Below are 16,251 nucleotides of genomic sequence, written 5' to 3' on the forward strand. Positions count from 1 at the left end.
GATGAATACTGCTGTGGATGCTGTCGAACGTACTGAAATCCTGATCATCGGTGCCGGCCCGGCCGGCTCCGTGGCTGCGGCGATGCTGCGCCAGCAGGGCCGCCAGGTGCTGATGCTGGAGCGCCAGCAGTTCCCGCGCTTCTCCATCGGCGAAAGCCTGCTGCCGCAGAGCATGGAGTACATCGAGGCCGCCGGCCTGCTGCAGGACGTGGTCGAAGCCGGCTTCCAGCACAAGAACGGCGCGGCCTTCGTGCACGGCGAAGCGCGTACCGCATTCGACTTCAGGAAGAAGTTCTCGCCGGGCTGGGGCACCACCTACCAGGTGCAGCGCGCCGACTTCGACAACGTGCTGGCGCGCGGTGCCGAGCGCATGGGGGCCACGCTGCGTTTCGGTGATGAAGTGCTGTCGGTCGAAGCCGGCGAGCAGCCGGCGGTGACGGTGCGCCGCCCGGACGGCAGCGAGTACCGCATCGAGGCCGATTTCATCCTCGACGCCTCGGGCTTCGCACGCCTGCTGCCGCGCCTGCTGCAGCTGGAATCCCCGTCCAACTTCCCGGTGCGCGGGGCGATCTTCTGCCACGTGCGCGACAACATTCCGGCCGAAGCTGACTTCGACCGCAACAAGATCCTGATCACCACCCATCCCGAGCATGTCGACGTCTGGTACTGGACAATCCCGTTCTCCAACGGCTGCTGCTCGCTGGGCGTGGTCGCCGAACCGTCGTTCTTCGAGCGCTACGAGGGCGACGACCTGCAGAAACTGCAGGCCATCGTCGGCGAGGACCCGAACCTGACCCGGCTGCTGGCCAATGCCGAATGGGCGGTGCTGCCGGTGCGCCGCATCACCGGCTACTCGGCCAATGTCAGTTCGTTGTGGGGGCCGGGCTATGCCCTGCTGGGCAATGCCGGCGAGTTCCTCGACCCGGTGTTCTCGTCCGGCGTGACCATCGCCTTCAAGTCCGCGCAGCTGGCCAGTGCATGCCTGGCGCGCCGCTATGCCGGCGAAGCCGTGGACTGGGAAGCGGAGTTCTCGGTCCCGCTGCGGGCGGGCGTGAAGACCTTCCGCCGCTTTGTCGAAAGCTGGTACGAAGGCGGTTTCCAGAAGATCATCTACCACCCGCAGCAGCAGCCCGAAGTGCGCGACATGATCAGCTCCATCCTGGCCGGTTACGCCTGGGACACCAACAACCCGTACGTGGCCGATGACAGTGGCCGCCGCATGCGCGTGCTGGAGCAGCTGTGCGGCGCCTGATCGCCCCTGCGACAGCACTGCTGCTGAGCCTGCTGCTGGTGGCCTGCGCCGGCCGCATGCCGAAGCCGTTGGTGGAACTGCCGCCGCTGCGCCTGTCGCCGGCCAGCCTGCCGGCGCCGCTGGCGTTGCAGCAGCAGTTGCATTTCCGGTTCGGCACGCATGAGCGCGACCTGGATGCACTGCTGGAAGCCGATGCGCAGCAGGTGCAGCTGGCGGTGCAGGCGATGGGCCAGACCGGCGTGCGCCTGCAGTGGGACGGCCGGCAGCTGACCCAGCAGCGCGCGCCGTGGCTGCCGCCGCAGGTGCGCGCCGAGCGCGTGCTGGATGACCTGCAGTTCGCGCTGTGGCCGACCGCAGCCATCGCGGCCGCGCTGCCAGCCGGCTGGCAGGTCCGTGACGATGGCCATCAGCGCAGCCTGTCGCGCGACGGCACGGTGTGGCTGCAGCTGCAGCGCCTGGACGATGGCAGCGTGCAGCTGGACAACCGCGCCGAAGGCTATGCGCTGCGCATCGAATCGATCGACATGGCCGGGCCGGATCGATGAGTGCACCGATCTATCTGAACGATCTGGGCGTGGTCTGCGCGCTCGGCGATGGCCGCGACGCGGTGGCTTCGGCGATGTTCGCCGGCGTGCCGGGCGGGCTCAGCGACAACGATACCCTGCTGCCGGGGCACACCCTGGCGCTGGGGCAGGTGCGTACACCGCTGCCGACGCTGGAAGAACTGCCGGCCGCCCTGCGCGGGCGCAACAACGCCCTGCTGGACGTGGCACTGGCGCAGATCGCACCGGCGGTGGCCGCCGCGATCGCCCGCCACGGCGCCGAACGCGTGGCGGTCGTGCTGGGCACCAGTACCTCGGGCATCGGTGAATCCGAGCAGGCCCTGCGCACCCATGCCGAACAGGGCCAATGGCCGCCCGGGTTCGATTACGCCCAGCAGGAAATGGGTACTGCCGCGCAGTTCGTGCGCCAGCGCAGCGGCGCTCAGGGGCCGGCGTGGACCCTGTCCACCGCCTGCTCGTCCAGTGCCAAGGCACTGATGTCGGCTGCACGCATGCTGCGGGCCGGTATCGTCGACGCCGTGATCGCAGGTGGCGCGGACTCGCTGTGCCGCTTCACCGTGGCCGGCTTCAGCGCGCTGGAATCGGTGTCGGCCCTGCGCTGCAATCCATTCTCGCAGCACCGTGCCGGCATCAACATCGGCGAGGGTGCCGCGCTGTTCCTGCTCACCCGCGAACCCGGCCCGGTATGCCTGGCCGGCTGGGGCGAATCGGCCGACGCGCACCATATGTCCGCCCCCGATCCGCAGGGCCTGGGTGCCATCGATGCCCTGCAGCAGGCGCTGCAGCGCGCCGGCTGGGCGGCTGATGAAGTGGACTACGTGAACCTGCATGGCACCGCCACCGGCCACAACGATGCGATGGAAAGCCTGGCGGTGTCGCAGGTGCTGGGCAACCAGGTGCCGGCCAGTTCGACCAAGCCGCTGACCGGCCATACGCTGGGTGCTTCAGGCGCGATCGAAGCTGCACTGTGCTGGATCGTGCTGGCCGGGAACCCGCAGCAGCAGCTGCCACCGCACTGGTGGGACGGCGTGGCAGACCCCGCGCTGCCGGCACTGCCGCTGGTCGCACCGGCCACCCGCCTGGCACAGGCACCGCGGCGGGTGCTGAGCAATTCGTTCGCCTTCGGCGGCAGCAATGCCGTGCTGGCGCTGGAGCGTCGATGAACACGCTGTACGCGATCGAAGAGGTGGTGCCGCACCGCCAGGACATGTGCCTGCTGGAGCGCATCACGCACTGGGACCAGGACACCATCGAGGCCGAACTGGTGGTGCCCGACGCGGGCCTGTTCGTCGAGGAGGGCCAGGTGCCGGCGTGGGTCGGCATCGAATACATGGCGCAGGCCATCGCGGCCTGGGCCGGTTGCCGTGCGCGTGCGACGGGCAAGCCGCCGCAGTTGGGCTTCCTGCTTGGCAGCCGCCGCTACAGCAGCCCGCGCAGCAGCTTTCCCAGCGGATCGCGGCTGCGCGTACAGGCGCGCTGCGAGCTGTTGGGTGACAATGGATTGGGGATGTTCGCCTGCCGCATCCTGGCAGGCGAGGACGAATGGGCGACAGCCAACGTGTCGGTGTTCGAACCGGCCGATGCGATGGCCTATCTGGAGAGTGGACAGGCATGACAGGGAATCGAAGCGTGCTGGTGACCGGCGCCAGCCGGGGCATCGGCCGGGCCATCGCGCTGCGCATCGCGCGTGACGGCTTCGACGTGGTGGTGCATTGCCGCAGCCGCCTGGATGAGGCACAGGCCGTGATGGCCGAGATCCACGCGTTGGGCCAGCAGGCCCGCGTACTGATGTTCGACGTGGCTGATCGCGAGGCCGCACGCGCTGTGCTGGAGGCCGATGTCGAAGCGCACGGCGCGTACTACGGCGTGGTCTGCAACGCCGGCATCGCCCGTGACGGTGCCTTCCCGGCACTGTCAGCGGAGGATTGGGACCTGGTCATCCACACCAACCTGGACGGTTTCTACAACGTACTGCATCCGCTGATCATGCCGATGGTGCGCCGGCGCAAGCCTGGCCGCATCATCACCCTGTCGTCGGTGTCCGGACTGGCCGGCAACCGCGGGCAGGTCAATTACAGCGCCGCCAAGGCCGGCATCATCGGTGCCACCAAGGCCCTGGCGCTGGAACTGGCCAGCCGCCAGATCACCGTCAACTGCGTGGCCCCGGGCCTGATCGAGACCGAAATGCTCAACGATGAAGTGGTTGAACACGCGCTCAAGCTGATTCCCGCCGGCCGCGTCGGTCGTCCCGACGAAGTGGCGGCCACGGTGGCGTTCCTGCTGTCCGAGCCGGCCGGCTACATCACCCGCCAGGTGATCTCGGTGAACGGAGGCATGATCTGATGGCCGCCGATCGTCGCGTGGTGGTCACCGGTGCCGCCGCCATCAGTCCGCTCGGCCACGACTGGCCGACCATCGAGGCACACCTGCGCAGCTGCCGCAATGCGGTGCGTGCGATGCCCGAGTGGGATGTCTATGCCGGGCTGAACACCAAGCTGGCCGCGCCGGCGCAGGATTTCGAGCTGCCGCCGAACTACAACCGCAAGACCACCCGCTCGATGGGCAAGGTCGCGATCATGTCGGTGCGCGCCACTGAGGTGGCACTGCGTGAAGCCGGCCTGCACGAGCATCCGGTGCTGCGCAGCGGCCGTACCGGCGTGGCCTACGGCTCGTCCTCGGGCAGCCACGAGGCCACCGGTGAATTCGGGCGCATGCTCAACGAGTTCACCACCGATGGCATCAGTGCCACCACCTACCTGAAGATGATGAGCCACACCGCGCCGGTCAACATCGGCGTGTTCTTCGGCCTGTCCGGGCGCGTGTACACCACGTCCAGTGCCTGCACCTCCGGCAGCCAGGGCGTGGGTGCGGCCTATGAAGCGATCCGCAGTGGCAAGCAGACGGTGATGGTGGCCGGCGGTGCCGAGCAGCTCGATGCCACCGCAGCGGCGGTGTTCGACACCCTGTTCGCCACCAGCGTTCGCAACGATGCGCCGCAGACCACCCCGCGCCCGTTCGATGCCGGCCGTGATGGCCTGGTGCTGGGCGAGGGCGCCTGCACGCTGATCCTGGAAGACCTGGAGCACGCGCAGGCGCGCGGCGCCACCATCCTTGCCGAGGTGGTCGGCTACGGCACCAACAGCGATGGCCAGCACGTCACCCAGCCCAGCGCCGACACCATGGCCCAGGCCATGCGCCTGGCGCTGGAGGATGCCGGCCTGGACGCGGCGCAGATCGACTACGTCAACGCCCACGGCACCGCCACCGACCACGGTGACATCGCCGAAACCCAGGCGACCGCGCAGGTGTTCGGCAACCGCGTGCCGATCAGCTCGCTGAAGAGCTATGTCGGCCACATGCTGGGTGCCTGTGGCGCGTTCGAGGCCTGGCTGAGCATCCAGATGATGCGCGCCGGCTGGTTCGCGCCGACCCTGAACCTGGCCGAGGTCGACCCGCGCTGTGGCCAGCTCGACTTCATCACCGGGCAGGGCCGCGAACTGCAGGCCGAGTACGTGATGAGCAACAACTTCGCCTTCGGCGGCATCAACACCTCACTGGTGTTCCGCCGCTGGAGCGAGTGATCCACCGCCCCACCGCACTGTTTCCGCCATCCACCCGCACCCCTGACAAGGAGAAGTTTCGATGCGCCGCACTCTCATGATCGCCACTGCCACCGCGCTGCTGGCCCTGACCTCCACCGCCTCTGCCCGCGATACCCGCGTCGAGCAGTCCCTGCAGGAGCTGGTTAGCTCGCAGGCTGCCAAGGACGCCGGCATCGACGGCAGCGTGCGCTTCTACCTGGCCGGCCAGCCGGTCAGCGTGCAGCAGCGCCTGGGTGAAGACGTGACCAACAAGAAGACCAACGCCGCCAACAAGAGCGATGCCGAGGCCTGCCGCTGGGTCGCGCTGTCGGCGCTGCGCGCGCTGCAGGACGGCGCCAGGTCGCGCGGCGCCAACGCCGTGGTCGACATCGTCAGCTACTACAAGAAGAACGAGTTCAAGAGCAGCACCAATTACGAGTGCTACGCCGGCACCATCCTCGCCGGTGTCGCGCTGAAGGGTACCTACGCCAAGGTCAAGTAAGCGCCCGCGTGGCGGCGGCGTTGGCTGAACGTCGCCGCCACATTGCTGAACCTCGCAGGGGAAACGCCGCCGATCGCGCCGCCATCGTCGGCTGACGGCTTTCCCCGGTGTCGGCTTTCCGACACAATCATGGCTCTTCCCGGGTTATCGTCCCGCGGACATGCACGCCTACGTCTATAAAAGCCAACTCAAGCCGGACACCTACGTCTACGTTCCCCGACGCGATGATTTCAGCGCGCTGCCCGCGCCGCTGCTCACCTCGCTGGGGACGCTCGCCTTCGTCCTGGAGGTGGCCCTGGATGTCCAGCGCCGCCTGGCCCAGGCCGATCCTGAAAAGGTCCGCAGCGAAATGAGCGAACGCGGGTTCTACCTGCAGGTACCGCCGTCGGTGGCCAGCCTGATGCCGCGACACTATGACTGACACCTCCCGTCCGCGTGCCCTGTCGATCGCCTTCGCCGTGGGTGCCATGCTGGCGTTGGGCGCCGCGGTGGGCGGTGTGCCGGGTGCCATCCTTGCCGCACTGGCGCAGCCGGCGTTCGCGCTGGGCGTGTCGTGGTGGCGTCGCAGCCGTGCGCTGCTGCCGCTGAAGGTGGTCGCACGCCAGGACCTGCCCGCACTGCTGGCGCTGTGGGCTGCCGCGCCATTGCTGCTGGCGCTGCTGCTGGCCTGGCCGCTGGCGGCCCTGCGTGACAGCGGCAGCCTGGCGGCGGTGCTGGGCCTGAGCGTGCTGGTCAGTGCCGGCCTGCTGGCGGCCTGGCGCACCTGGCCGCTATGGAACGATGTCGAACGCCTGGATGGCAGCCTGGCCCAGCACTGGCAGGCGCTGGCCGGCCGCGACCTGACCGCCTGGCGTGGTCTTGGCGTGGCGGCGCTGGTGATCGCCTTGGCCGCACTGGTGGTGCTGCCGGCCTGGCCGGGCCTGTTGCCGGACGGCGCACGCTGGCCCGCCGCACTGGCGGTCGTGCTGCTGTCGCCGGCGCTGCACCTGCTGCTGCAGCGGGTCGCGCCCGCGCCGCTGGTGTCGCTGCGCCCCAGCCCGTTCGCCGCTGCCAGCAGCGAACAGGAACCGATGTTCCCCGCTGCGGCCGAAACCGCGCCGCTGGAGGCGATGGCGCCGCAGGAACTGACACCGGCCCTGTATGAGGCCGCGCGCCAGGGCCGCGTCGACCGCGGCCTGCAGCTGCTGCAGGCCGGTGCTGATCCGTATGCGCTGCCGGACCCGAACTGGCGTGACCAGCGCAGCCTGGCGGTGCTGGCGGCGGTGCTGCCGGACCTGCGCCTGCTGCGCGAGCTGATTGCCCGCGGCGTAGATGTGAACGCGCCGCACCGGGGCATGACCCCGCTGCTGGCCGCCACCCGCGACAGCTGGCATGGCCGCCCCGAAGCGGTGATGACCCTGCTCGCCAACGGCGCCGATTCACGTGCCACCGACAGCGATGGCAACACCCCGCTGCACCATGCCGCACGCAGTTCCGACCCGGGCGTTGCCGCGCTGCTGCGCGATGCCGCTGCCGAAGTCGATGCGCTGAACCGCGAGGGCTGGTCGCCGCTGGCGGTGGCCTGCCAGGTCGGCAACTGGCGCCTGGCCCGCTTCCTGCTCGAGCGCGGTGCACGCAGCGAACCGGCCGACGGCACCCCGGTACTGCTGGCCGCCGCCGCCACCGAGGACGACGATCCGGCTGGCGTGCAGCTGCTGCTCAAGCACAAGGCACGCGCCGACGCGCGTGATCGCCAGCGCCGCAGCGCGCTGCACGAGGCAGCGCTGGCCGGCCACGTGGAGATCATCGGCGTGCTGCTGGGCGCCGGCGCCAACCTGGAAGCGCGCGATGCACTGGGCCGCACGCCGTGGCTGGAAGCCGCCCGTGCCGGCCGTGCCGCCGTGGTCGAGCACCTGCTGCCGCACAAGCCGGACCTGGTCGCGGTGGACGGCGAAGGCCGCAATGCGGTGCAGCTGGCAGTGATGGCCGAGGATGTCTCGCCGCTGCTGATCAAGCGCCTGGTGGAACTGGGCATCGCCGCCGACGCCACCGACCCGGTTGGCCGCCGCGCGGTGGACTATGCGGCCGAAGCGGGCCGCTGGGCGATCGTGGCCCTGCTGGACCCGTCCTATCCGCTGCCGGCAGCCGTCAGTGATGGCCTGGCCGAGCGCGGTGAAGCGGCCAGCGCCAGCGGCCTGTTGCCGGACCGTCCGCCGCTGACCCTGCTGCGCGAAGCGCTGGGCTTCGGCAACACCGATGGCATGGCCGCGCTGGCCAGACTGTGCCAGCCGGAAGAACTGGGCGGCCTGCTGCTCGATCCGGAGCTGGCCCTGGAGCCGCGCGCGGTCGATTGGCTGCTGGCCCACGGTGCCGATCCCTATGTGCGCGACGCCTGCGCCGATACGCCGATGTTCGCGCTGCTGTCGCGCGGCATCGACGCGGTGCCGGCGCTGCAGGTCATGCTGCAGCGCGGCCTGTCGCCGGCCGGGCGCGGTGGGCTGGCACGCTTCCTGGCCGCCTGCGCACAGCACGACCAGGCCGCCCGCGGCCTGGAACAACTGGCGCTGGAACTGCTGGAGCGTGGCGCCGATCCGTTCGCCGCTTCGCCGGCCGGTGACCCACCGCTGTCGCTGGCGGTACGCCTGGGCTGGCTGCGCCTGCAGCAGGCCCTGCTCAAGGCCGGTGTCGATCGCGAGGCGCGCGACAGTCATGGCATGACCGCATTGCATCTGGCCACCGCACTGGCCCGCGAAGGCGCACTGAAGCTGCTGGTGCAGCACGGTGCCTCGCCGGAAGCACGTGCCGCCGACGGTCAGACGCCACTGGGCGTGGCGCTGTCGATCGGTCGCCGTGACCTGGCCGACTGGCTGGACTGGCGGGTGTGGCCGCTGCCGCGCCGTACCCTGCGCGAGGCCGATCTGCCGGCCGCTGCGATGGCCGGTGATGTAGACGCCGTGCGCCGCCTGATCGATCTGGGATTTGCCGTCGACGCGGTCGACGCACAGGGCTGCACCGCGCTGCTGCGTGCGGCCGGTGGTGGTCACCTGGCCGTGACCGACCTGCTGCTGGCGCGCGGTGCCGATCCGCAGCACGCCGCTGCAAGCGGCGCGACGCCGCTGTCGGCGGCGGTCAGCATGCGCCAGGTCGACATCGTTTCGGCCCTGCTCGATGCCGGCGCCAAGCTGGAACACCGCCTGCCGGGCGGGGTGACCGTGCTGATGCTGGCCTCGGCGCTGGGCCTGCCGGACATCGTCGCGCGCCTGCTCACTGCCGGTGCCGACGTGCATGCCGGTGACGCGCAGCAGCTGGGCCCGCTGCACTGTGCCGCGCTGTACGGTTTCAGTGCCCGCGACCGCTCGCGCCTGCTGGCCCTGCTCGACACCCTGCTGTTGGCGGGCGCCGAGCCGGACCAGGCCGCCGCCGGTTCGGTCACGCCGCTGCTGCTGCTGCTGGGCGCACGCGCCGAGCCGGGAACCGCCTGCGACGAGCAGGTGGTGATGGCGGCGGTAGAGCGCCTGCTGGATGAGGACGTCAGCCTGGACGTGCGCGATCCGCGCGGCTTCGGCCCGCTGCATCTGGCCGCCCTGCATGGACTGCCGCTGCTGGTGCAGCGCCTGTTGCGCGCCGGTGCCGATCCGGAAGTGCGCGACAGCCTCAACCGCAGCCCGCGCGAGATCGCGGTGATGCGCGGCTTCATCGACGTCGCTGGCGAGTTCGAACCGCGCGTACCGGGCGTTTCGTCGATGGCGCGGTTCCTGCGCGACAACGGTTGAGCACCGGGATCGGAATCCGCAGTGGGTAGTGCCGGCCGCTGGCCGGCAACCTGCTGAGACCTCCGGGATACCGAGGCTGCCGGCCAGCGGGCGGCACTACCGGGTCCGCCATCGATCGGGTCGGTGCCAACCCTGCCCCCGGTGGGTGCCGATCCTGCCACCGGTGGGTGCCGACCGTTGGTCGGCACGCCTACTTGCCGTCGCTTTCCGCGTCGGCCTCGAACAGATGCATCAGGTCGTTGCGTGCGTCGCGCGAGGTCTGGATCACCGCTGCCTCGTCGTCGTACACCAGATACTGGTCGCGCAGCAGCTGCTCATCGTGCTCGCGGAAGCGCTGCACATGGCGTTCGGCCACGTCCGGCGCCACGCCCAGCGCGGTCAGCACGCGCCCGCTCATCTCAAGGCTGGTGCCGAACACTTCGCGGAACGGCTCGGCCGACATGTCCATCAGGCGCCACGCATGCTGGCGGTTGCGTGCACGCGCCAGCACCGTCGCGTCCGGGTACAGCCGGCGCACCATGCGTACCGCGCGCAGGTTGGTCTCCGGGTCATCCACGGTGATCACGAACACATCGATGTGCTCGCCCCCCGCCGCACGCAGCATCTCCGGCCGGGTCGGATCGCCGTAGTACAGCTGGTTGCCGAAGCGGCGCAGGTCGGCAACGGTGTCCGGGTTCGCCTCCAGCGCCACGAACGGCACCTTCTGCGCGGTCAGCAGGCGCGCGATCACCTGGCCGAAGCGCCCCATGCCGGCGATCAGCACCTTGGGCCGGTTGTCCGGCGCCACCTTGTCGGCCTCGGCCGCCGCGCGTGGTGCGGCTTTTTCCTGGCCGAGCAGCTTGAGCAGCGCGATCATCAGCAGCGGCGTGATCGCCATCGACAGGCCGACGATCGCCACCAGCCGGTCGTGGTTGGCGTTGCCCAGCAGGTGCGCGCGCTGTGCCTCGTTGAATACCACGAAGGCAAACTCGCCGCCCAGCCACAGCACGCTGCCCAGCAGCAGCGATTGCCGCGAGCTGAGCCGGGCGACACGTCCAACCGCGTAGAGCAGGCTGAACTTGACCACCAGCAGGATGCCGACACCCGCGGCGATCAGCCACGGCTCGGCGGCGATGCGGTCCAGGTCGATGCCCATGCCCACTGCGATGAAGAACAGGCCCAGCAGCAGCCCCTTGAATGGTTCGATCTGCGCTTCCAGCTCATGCCGGAACTCCGAATCGGACAGCAGCACGCCGGCCAGGAACGCGCCGAGGCTGGGGCTGAGGCCGGCTTCCTGCATGAACCAGGCGGTGCCCAGCACCACCAGCAGGGCGGTGGCAGTGAATACTTCCGGGCTGCGGGTGCGCGCAATGATGCTGAACACCTTGCGCAGCACCGGTCGTCCGCACAGGATCACCACCGCCAGCGCACCCAGCGCCACGGCCGCATCTTCCCAGCGCAGGGTCTCGTTCTTCACTCCGCCCAGCAGCGGGATGGCCGCCAGCAGCGGGATCGCGATCAGGTCCTGGAACAGCAGGATGGCGAACCCGAGCCGGCCATGGTCGCTGTTGATCGCCTTGTGCTCGGACAGCAGCTGCAGGCCGACCGCGGTGGATGACAGCGCCAGCGCCACGCCGACCACCAGCGCGCTCTTCCACTGGAAGTGATCGAGCAGCAGCAGGCCGCCCAGCACCAGCCCGGACAACGCCACCTGCGCCGCGCCGGCGCCGAACACCGAGCGCCGCATCACCTTCAGGCGTGCCGGTGACAGCTCCAGGCCGATCACGAACAGCAGCATCACCACACCGATCTCGGCGGCACCGAGGATGCGGTCGGCGTCCTGCACGAAGCCCAGCCCGTCCGGGCCCAGCACCACGCCGGCCGCCAGGTAGCCCAGTACCGCGCCGAAGCCGAACTTCTTGAACACCGGCACGGCGATGACCGCCGCCAGCAGCAGTACCAGGGCCAGTTCCAGACCACCGCTATGCATGGGAATACCTGGTCATCGGGGGAGCCCGCTGTGCGTCCGTTCGGATGGGGGAGGGCGTGGCGAGCGCCACCACGACATTATGCGCGCCGGCCTGTGTATGCACGAGAACAACCGGCCGGGCGGCCACCCAGCGCGGGGCGCCCAGGTTGACCTGCATGGCCCACGGGTCCAGACTGCCCGCCGCTGGCGGCGCGTCCGTTGGCATACGCATCCCGGAGTCCCCAACCCATGTCCAGCGACAGTAGAAGTCGACCTCGTTCGACGCCAGCGATGGCCACCGCCTGACACCGGGACGGTTTGCCTGCGTTGGCGTTGCGCGAGGTCGCATCCCCACAAGGCAAAACCGATGAACCAGAAGCAATTGCTGCGCCCGGTGGCCGATGCCGCCGCACTGGCCGCACCGCTGGCGAACTACAACACCGCCGACGCGGTGGAATTCCTCAACACGCTGGACCTGACCCGCGCCGCGGAAACGCTGGCTGCGCTGCCGTTGCCGCGTGCAGTGAAGATGCTCGAAGCGCCGGAGCTGCACCGCAGCGGTGAGCTGGTGGCCGCACTGCCACCCGCGCGGGCTGCGGCGCTGCTGGGCCTGATGGCCGACGACCGCGCCACCGACATCGTCCACGAGCTGGATGAGGAAGAGCGCGCGCGGTTGATCCCGCTGCTGGGCACCGACGCCCGCCAGGTCATCCAGAAGCTGCTCAGCTACCCGCCGAACACCGCCGGCGCACTGATGACCACCGAGTACGTGGCGGTGCCCGCCAGCTGGACCGTGGCGCAGACCCTGCAGCACATCCGCCAGGTCGAGCGCACCCGCGAGACGGTGTACGCGATCTACGTGCTGGAGCCGGCCAGCCAGCAGCTGCAGCAGGTGGTGACCATGCGCCGGCTGATCACCGGCCTGCCCGAGGAATCGATCCTGGACGTGGCCCAGGTCAATCCGCCGGTAACAGTGGATGCGCTGATGGACCAGGAAGAGGTGGCACGGCTGATCCGCCGCCACGACCTGCTGGCGATTCCGGTGGTCGACGCGCAGCAGCAGATGCTCGGCATCGTCACCGTGGACGACGTGCTCGATGCGCTGATCGAGGAATCCACCGAGGACGCGCACAAGTTCGGCGGCATGGAAGCGCTGGACAAGCCGTACATGCAGATCGGCTTCTTCGAGATGCTGCGCAAGCGCGCCGGCTGGCTGAGCGTGCTGTTCCTGGGCGAGATGCTGACGGCCAGCGCGATGCAGCACTACGAGGACGAACTGGCGCGCGCGGTGGTGCTGACCCTGTTCATCCCATTGATCATGAGTTCGGGTGGCAATTCCGGCTCGCAGGCCACCTCGCTGCTGATCCGCAGCCTGGCACTGCGCGAACTGCGCCTGCGCGACTGGTGGAAGGTGGCCCTGCGCGAAGTGCCGACCGGCATGGTGCTGGGCGCCATCCTCGGCTGCCTGGCCATCGTGCGCATCGTGATCTGGCAGCTGGGCGGCCTGCACGACTACGGCGAGCACTGGATCCTGCTGGCGATCACCATCGGCGCCGCGCTGGTGGGCATCGTCACCTTCGGTTCGCTGTCCGGCTCGATGCTGCCCTTCATCCTGAAGCGGCTCGGCTTCGACCCGGCCAGCGCCTCGGCCCCGTTCGTGGCCACCCTGGTGGATGTGACCGGCCTGGTGATCTACTTCAGCATCGCCGCGATGATCCTGCACGGCACGCTGCTGTAACAAAACGTGCACGCCGGGGTCGGATCCCTTCGCGCAGCGAAGGGCTCTGACCCCGGATATCCGCAGCAGGGGTCGGAGCCCTTTCCTGCGAAAAGGGATCCGACCCCGCCTCCGACCCCATCGCCACGGAATTTGGGTACCGTAGGCGCATGAGTACCTACCACCTGCAGTCCGTGTTCCGTCCGCAGTCGGTCGCGGTGATCGGCGGCAGCCCGCGCGAGCGTTCGGCCGGGCGCGCGGTGATGCGCAACCTGCGTGGCACCGGCTTCCCCGGCAAGGTGGCGTGGATCAATCCGCGGCATGCCGAGATCGATGGCATCCGCACGGTCAAGCGGCTGAAGGACCTGGACTGGGTGCCCGACCTGGTGGTGATCACCGCACCAGCGGCGATCGTGCCGCAGGTGGTGCGCACTGCCGCCGAACGTGGCGTGCAGGCGGCGATCATCCTCACCGCGCACCTGGGCGAAGGCCCCGGTTCGTTGTCTGCACAGGTAGAGGCGGTGGCGCGCAAGCATGGCCTGCGCATCCTCGGGCCGCATTGCCTGGGCGTGATCGCGCCGCACGCGCGGCTCAATGCCAGCATCGCCGCACATTTTCCGCAGGCCGGCGACCTCGCGCTGATCTCCGAATCCTCGGCCATTGCCGCCGCGCTGGTGGAATGGGGCGTGGCGCGCTCGGTCGGGTTCTCCGCCGTGGTCTCGCTGGGCGATACGATGGACGTCGACTTCGGCGACCTGCTCGACTACTTCGCCACCGACTACCGTACCCGCGCCATCCTGCTCTACGTCGAGCAGATCAAGGACGCGCGCAAGTTCATGTCGGCCGCGCGTGCCGCCGCCCGCGCCAAGCCGGTGGTGGTGGTGAAGTCCGGCCGCGCCGAGCGCGTGCAGCCGGGCAGCCGCGATACCCATGTGCAGGCCCTGGCCCGCGCCGATGATGTGTACGGTGCGGCCTTCAACCGCGCCGGGCTGCTGCGCGTCGGTGCGCTGGACGAGCTGTTCACCGCCGCCGAATCACTGGGGCGGCTGGGCACCTTCCCTGGCCGCCGCCTGGCCATTCTCAGCAATGGTGGCGGCGTCGGCCGCCTTGCCGTGGACCAGCTGATCGCGCTGCGTGGCACGCTGGCCACCCTGTCCGACAGCACGGTGCAGAAGCTCGATGCGGTATTGCCACAGGGCTGGTCGCGCAGCAATCCGGTCGACATCGTGGTCGACGCCGATGGTGACCGCTATGCCGCGGCCATCGAAGCGCTGCTGGCCGACAACGAGAATGACGCGGTGATGGTGGTCAACGTGCCGACCGCGTTCACCTCATCGGCGGACGCCGCGAAGGCACTCACCCGCACGCTCGGCCTGCGGCCGCGCCACCACCGCGACAAGCCGGTGTTCGCGGTGTGGCTGGGCAACGACGACCAGGCCACCGCCACGCTCAACGCGGCGCGGGTGCCGACCTATCCGACCGAGGCCGAAGCCGTACGTGGCTTCCAGCATCTGGTGCGCTACCGCGAAGCGCAGAACGCGTTGATGGAAACGCCGCCCAGCCTGCCGCAGGACTTCAGCGTCGACACGACCGCCGCGCGCGCACTGGTCGATGCCGCGCTGGCCAACGGCCAGCAGTGGCTGGACCCGCTGGCTACGCATGAACTGCTCAAGGCCTACGGCATTCCCTCCGCGCCGGTGATGCATGCGCGTGATGCGCACGAGGCGATGGACCTGGCGCAGCCGCTGCTGGAACGCGGTGCCACGGTCGCGCTGAAGATTCTCTCGCCGGATATTCCGCACAAGTCGGAAGTGGATGGTGTGCGCCTGAACCTGTCCACGCTGCCGGCGGTGCAGAGCGCGGCCAACGCGATCCTGTCGCGCGCACGCCAGCTGCGGCCGGATGCGCGTGTCGATGGCCTGCTGGTGCAGCCGACCATCGTGCGTCCGAAGGCGCGCGAGTTGATTGTCGGCATCGCCGATGACGCGACGTTCGGCCCGGTGATCGTGGTCGGTCGCGGCGGCACTGCCGTCGAAGTGATCAACGACAAGGCACTGGCGCTGCCGCCGCTGGACCTGCGCCTGGCCCACGAGCTGATTGGCCAGACCCGCGCCTCGCGCATCCTCAAGGCCTACGGTGACGTGCCGGCGGCTGACGAGCGCGCACTGGCGCTGGCGCTGGTGAAGCTTGCACAACTGGCCGCCGACATTCCCGAAGTGCGTACGCTGGACATCAACCCGTTGCTGGTCGACGGCAAGGGCATCCTCGCCCTCGACGCCCGCGTGGCGGTGGCGCCGTCGCGCATCCTGCACAAGGGCCGCGGCCATCCACGTTTCTCGGTGTTCCCGTACCCGAAGGAGTGGGAGCGCACCATCGAACTGTCCGATGGCGGCCGCGCCTTCGTGCGCCCGGTGCGGCCGGAGGACGACGCGCTGTTCCGTGCGTTCTTCGCCCGCGTCAGCGACGAGGACCTGCGCCTGCGCTTCTTCCAGTCGGTGAAGCACTTCAGCCACGAGTTCATCGCGCGCCTGACCCAGCTCGACTACGCGCGCTCGATTGCGCTGGTGGCGATCGAACCGCGCAGCGGCGAGATGCTGGGCGCGGTGCGCCTGCATGCCGATGCGGATTACCACCGTGGCGAGTACGGCATCCTGATCCGCTCGGACCTGAAGGGCCACGGCATCGGCTGGCGGCTGATGGCGATCATGATCGAGTACGCCAAGTGGCTGGGCCTGGACGTGGTCGAAGGCCAGGTGCTGCGCGAGAACAGCACCATGCTGGCGATGTGCCAGAGCCTGGGCTTCAAGACGAAGCTGGACCCGGACGACCCGACGGTGATGATGGTGACCCTGCCGGTGCAGCAGGTCGAGGTGCCCGACGTGCCATTGTAGAGCCGAGCCCACGCTCGGCTGCCTTGCATCACACGGGCACGCCTG

Annotated in this window: 12 protein-coding genes; 11 read left to right on the forward strand and 1 reads right to left on the reverse strand. The window is 69.4% G+C overall.

Going from position 1 to position 16,251, the window contains the following annotated elements; all coding sequences use genetic code 11:
• Position 1: 1 nt before the first annotated feature.
• From J3A72_RS03165 to J3A72_RS03205, 9 genes are all read left to right on the forward strand, one after another.
• Positions 2-1,252 (forward strand): NAD(P)/FAD-dependent oxidoreductase, encoded by a 1,251-nt coding sequence (locus J3A72_RS03165; protein WP_014648840.1) that lies wholly within the window; start codon positions 2-4, stop codon positions 1,250-1,252.
• Complete coding sequence (locus tag J3A72_RS03170; RefSeq protein WP_014648839.1) at positions 1,240-1,797, forward strand: DUF3261 domain-containing protein; 558 nt, start codon at positions 1,240-1,242, stop codon at positions 1,795-1,797. The genes J3A72_RS03165 and J3A72_RS03170 overlap by 13 nt, the downstream gene beginning before the upstream one ends.
• Positions 1,794-2,978, forward strand: coding sequence for a beta-ketoacyl-[acyl-carrier-protein] synthase family protein (locus tag J3A72_RS03175; RefSeq protein ID WP_014648838.1), 1,185 nt, complete (start codon positions 1,794-1,796; stop codon positions 2,976-2,978). Before J3A72_RS03170 ends, J3A72_RS03175 begins: the two co-directional genes overlap by 4 nt.
• A complete protein-coding gene (locus J3A72_RS03180; RefSeq protein ID WP_069117654.1) occupies positions 2,975-3,430 on the forward strand; it encodes a hypothetical protein in 456 nt (151 codons plus the stop codon). Before J3A72_RS03175 ends, J3A72_RS03180 begins: the two co-directional genes overlap by 4 nt.
• Positions 3,427-4,158 carry a 3-ketoacyl-ACP reductase FabG2 gene (locus J3A72_RS03185; RefSeq protein WP_075075823.1) on the forward strand — a complete coding sequence of 244 codons (732 nt, stop codon included), beginning with the start codon at positions 3,427-3,429 and terminating at the stop codon, positions 4,156-4,158. Before J3A72_RS03180 ends, J3A72_RS03185 begins: the two co-directional genes overlap by 4 nt.
• On the forward strand, positions 4,158-5,396 hold the full coding sequence (locus J3A72_RS03190) for a beta-ketoacyl-ACP synthase (RefSeq protein ID WP_014648835.1): 1,239 nt from the start codon (positions 4,158-4,160) through the stop codon (positions 5,394-5,396). The genes J3A72_RS03185 and J3A72_RS03190 overlap by 1 nt, the downstream gene beginning before the upstream one ends.
• A 61-nt stretch (positions 5,397-5,457) precedes the next feature.
• The gene (locus J3A72_RS03195; RefSeq protein ID WP_032960605.1) at positions 5,458-5,898 is read left to right on the forward strand and encodes a hypothetical protein; all 441 of its coding nucleotides are present in this window, start codon (positions 5,458-5,460) and stop codon (positions 5,896-5,898) included.
• A gap of 160 nt (positions 5,899-6,058) precedes the next feature.
• Positions 6,059-6,319: a YcgL domain-containing protein gene (locus J3A72_RS03200; RefSeq protein WP_032960603.1), complete on the forward strand. Its 261-nt coding sequence runs from the start codon at positions 6,059-6,061 to the stop codon at positions 6,317-6,319.
• The gene (locus J3A72_RS03205) at positions 6,312-9,650 is read left to right on the forward strand and encodes an ankyrin repeat domain-containing protein (RefSeq protein ID WP_032960601.1); all 3,339 of its coding nucleotides are present in this window, start codon (positions 6,312-6,314) and stop codon (positions 9,648-9,650) included. The genes J3A72_RS03200 and J3A72_RS03205 overlap by 8 nt, the downstream gene beginning before the upstream one ends.
• A 190-nt stretch (positions 9,651-9,840) precedes the next feature.
• Here the strand turns inward: J3A72_RS03205 and J3A72_RS03210 are convergent, their stop codons facing one another.
• Entirely contained in the window at positions 9,841-11,619 is a 1,779-nt protein-coding gene (locus J3A72_RS03210; protein WP_014648831.1) for a monovalent cation:proton antiporter-2 (CPA2) family protein, read from the reverse strand.
• Positions 11,620-11,965: 346 nt separating this feature from the next.
• Between J3A72_RS03210 and mgtE the strand changes: the two genes are divergently transcribed.
• The gene (mgtE, locus tag J3A72_RS03215; protein ID WP_014648829.1) at positions 11,966-13,336 is read left to right on the forward strand and encodes a magnesium transporter; all 1,371 of its coding nucleotides are present in this window, start codon (positions 11,966-11,968) and stop codon (positions 13,334-13,336) included.
• A 149-nt stretch (positions 13,337-13,485) separates the two neighbouring features.
• A complete protein-coding gene (locus tag J3A72_RS03220; RefSeq protein WP_075075822.1) occupies positions 13,486-16,206 on the forward strand; it encodes a bifunctional acetate--CoA ligase family protein/GNAT family N-acetyltransferase in 2,721 nt (906 codons plus the stop codon).
• The last annotated feature ends 45 nt before the right edge of the window (positions 16,207-16,251 follow it).

Origin of the sequence: Stenotrophomonas sp. PvP093 (genome assembly GCF_017876915.1) — a bacterium.
In the GTDB taxonomy this organism is placed as follows: Bacteria; Pseudomonadota; Gammaproteobacteria; order Xanthomonadales; family Xanthomonadaceae; genus Stenotrophomonas; species Stenotrophomonas muris.

Bases quoted from the DNA above. Each gene is read 5' to 3' on its own strand.
- J3A72_RS03165 (WP_014648840.1), top strand. From the start codon at position 2: ATGAATACTGCTGTGGATGCTGTCGAACGTACTGAAATCCTGATCATC.
- J3A72_RS03175 (WP_014648838.1), top strand. From the start codon at position 1,794: ATGAGTGCACCGATCTATCTGAACGATCTGGGCGTGGTCTGCGCGCTC.
- J3A72_RS03180 (WP_069117654.1), top strand. From the start codon at position 2,975: ATGAACACGCTGTACGCGATCGAAGAGGTGGTGCCGCACCGCCAGGAC.
- J3A72_RS03185 (WP_075075823.1), top strand. From the start codon at position 3,427: ATGACAGGGAATCGAAGCGTGCTGGTGACCGGCGCCAGCCGGGGCATC.
- J3A72_RS03190 (WP_014648835.1), top strand. From the start codon at position 4,158: ATGGCCGCCGATCGTCGCGTGGTGGTCACCGGTGCCGCCGCCATCAGT.
- J3A72_RS03195 (WP_032960605.1), top strand. From the start codon at position 5,458: ATGCGCCGCACTCTCATGATCGCCACTGCCACCGCGCTGCTGGCCCTG.
- J3A72_RS03200 (WP_032960603.1), top strand. From the start codon at position 6,059: ATGCACGCCTACGTCTATAAAAGCCAACTCAAGCCGGACACCTACGTC.
- J3A72_RS03205 (WP_032960601.1), top strand. From the start codon at position 6,312: ATGACTGACACCTCCCGTCCGCGTGCCCTGTCGATCGCCTTCGCCGTG.
- J3A72_RS03210 (WP_014648831.1), bottom strand. From the start codon at position 11,619: ATGCATAGCGGTGGTCTGGAACTGGCCCTGGTACTGCTGCTGGCGGCG.
- mgtE (WP_014648829.1), top strand. From the start codon at position 11,966: ATGAACCAGAAGCAATTGCTGCGCCCGGTGGCCGATGCCGCCGCACTG.
- J3A72_RS03220 (WP_075075822.1), top strand. From the start codon at position 13,486: ATGAGTACCTACCACCTGCAGTCCGTGTTCCGTCCGCAGTCGGTCGCG.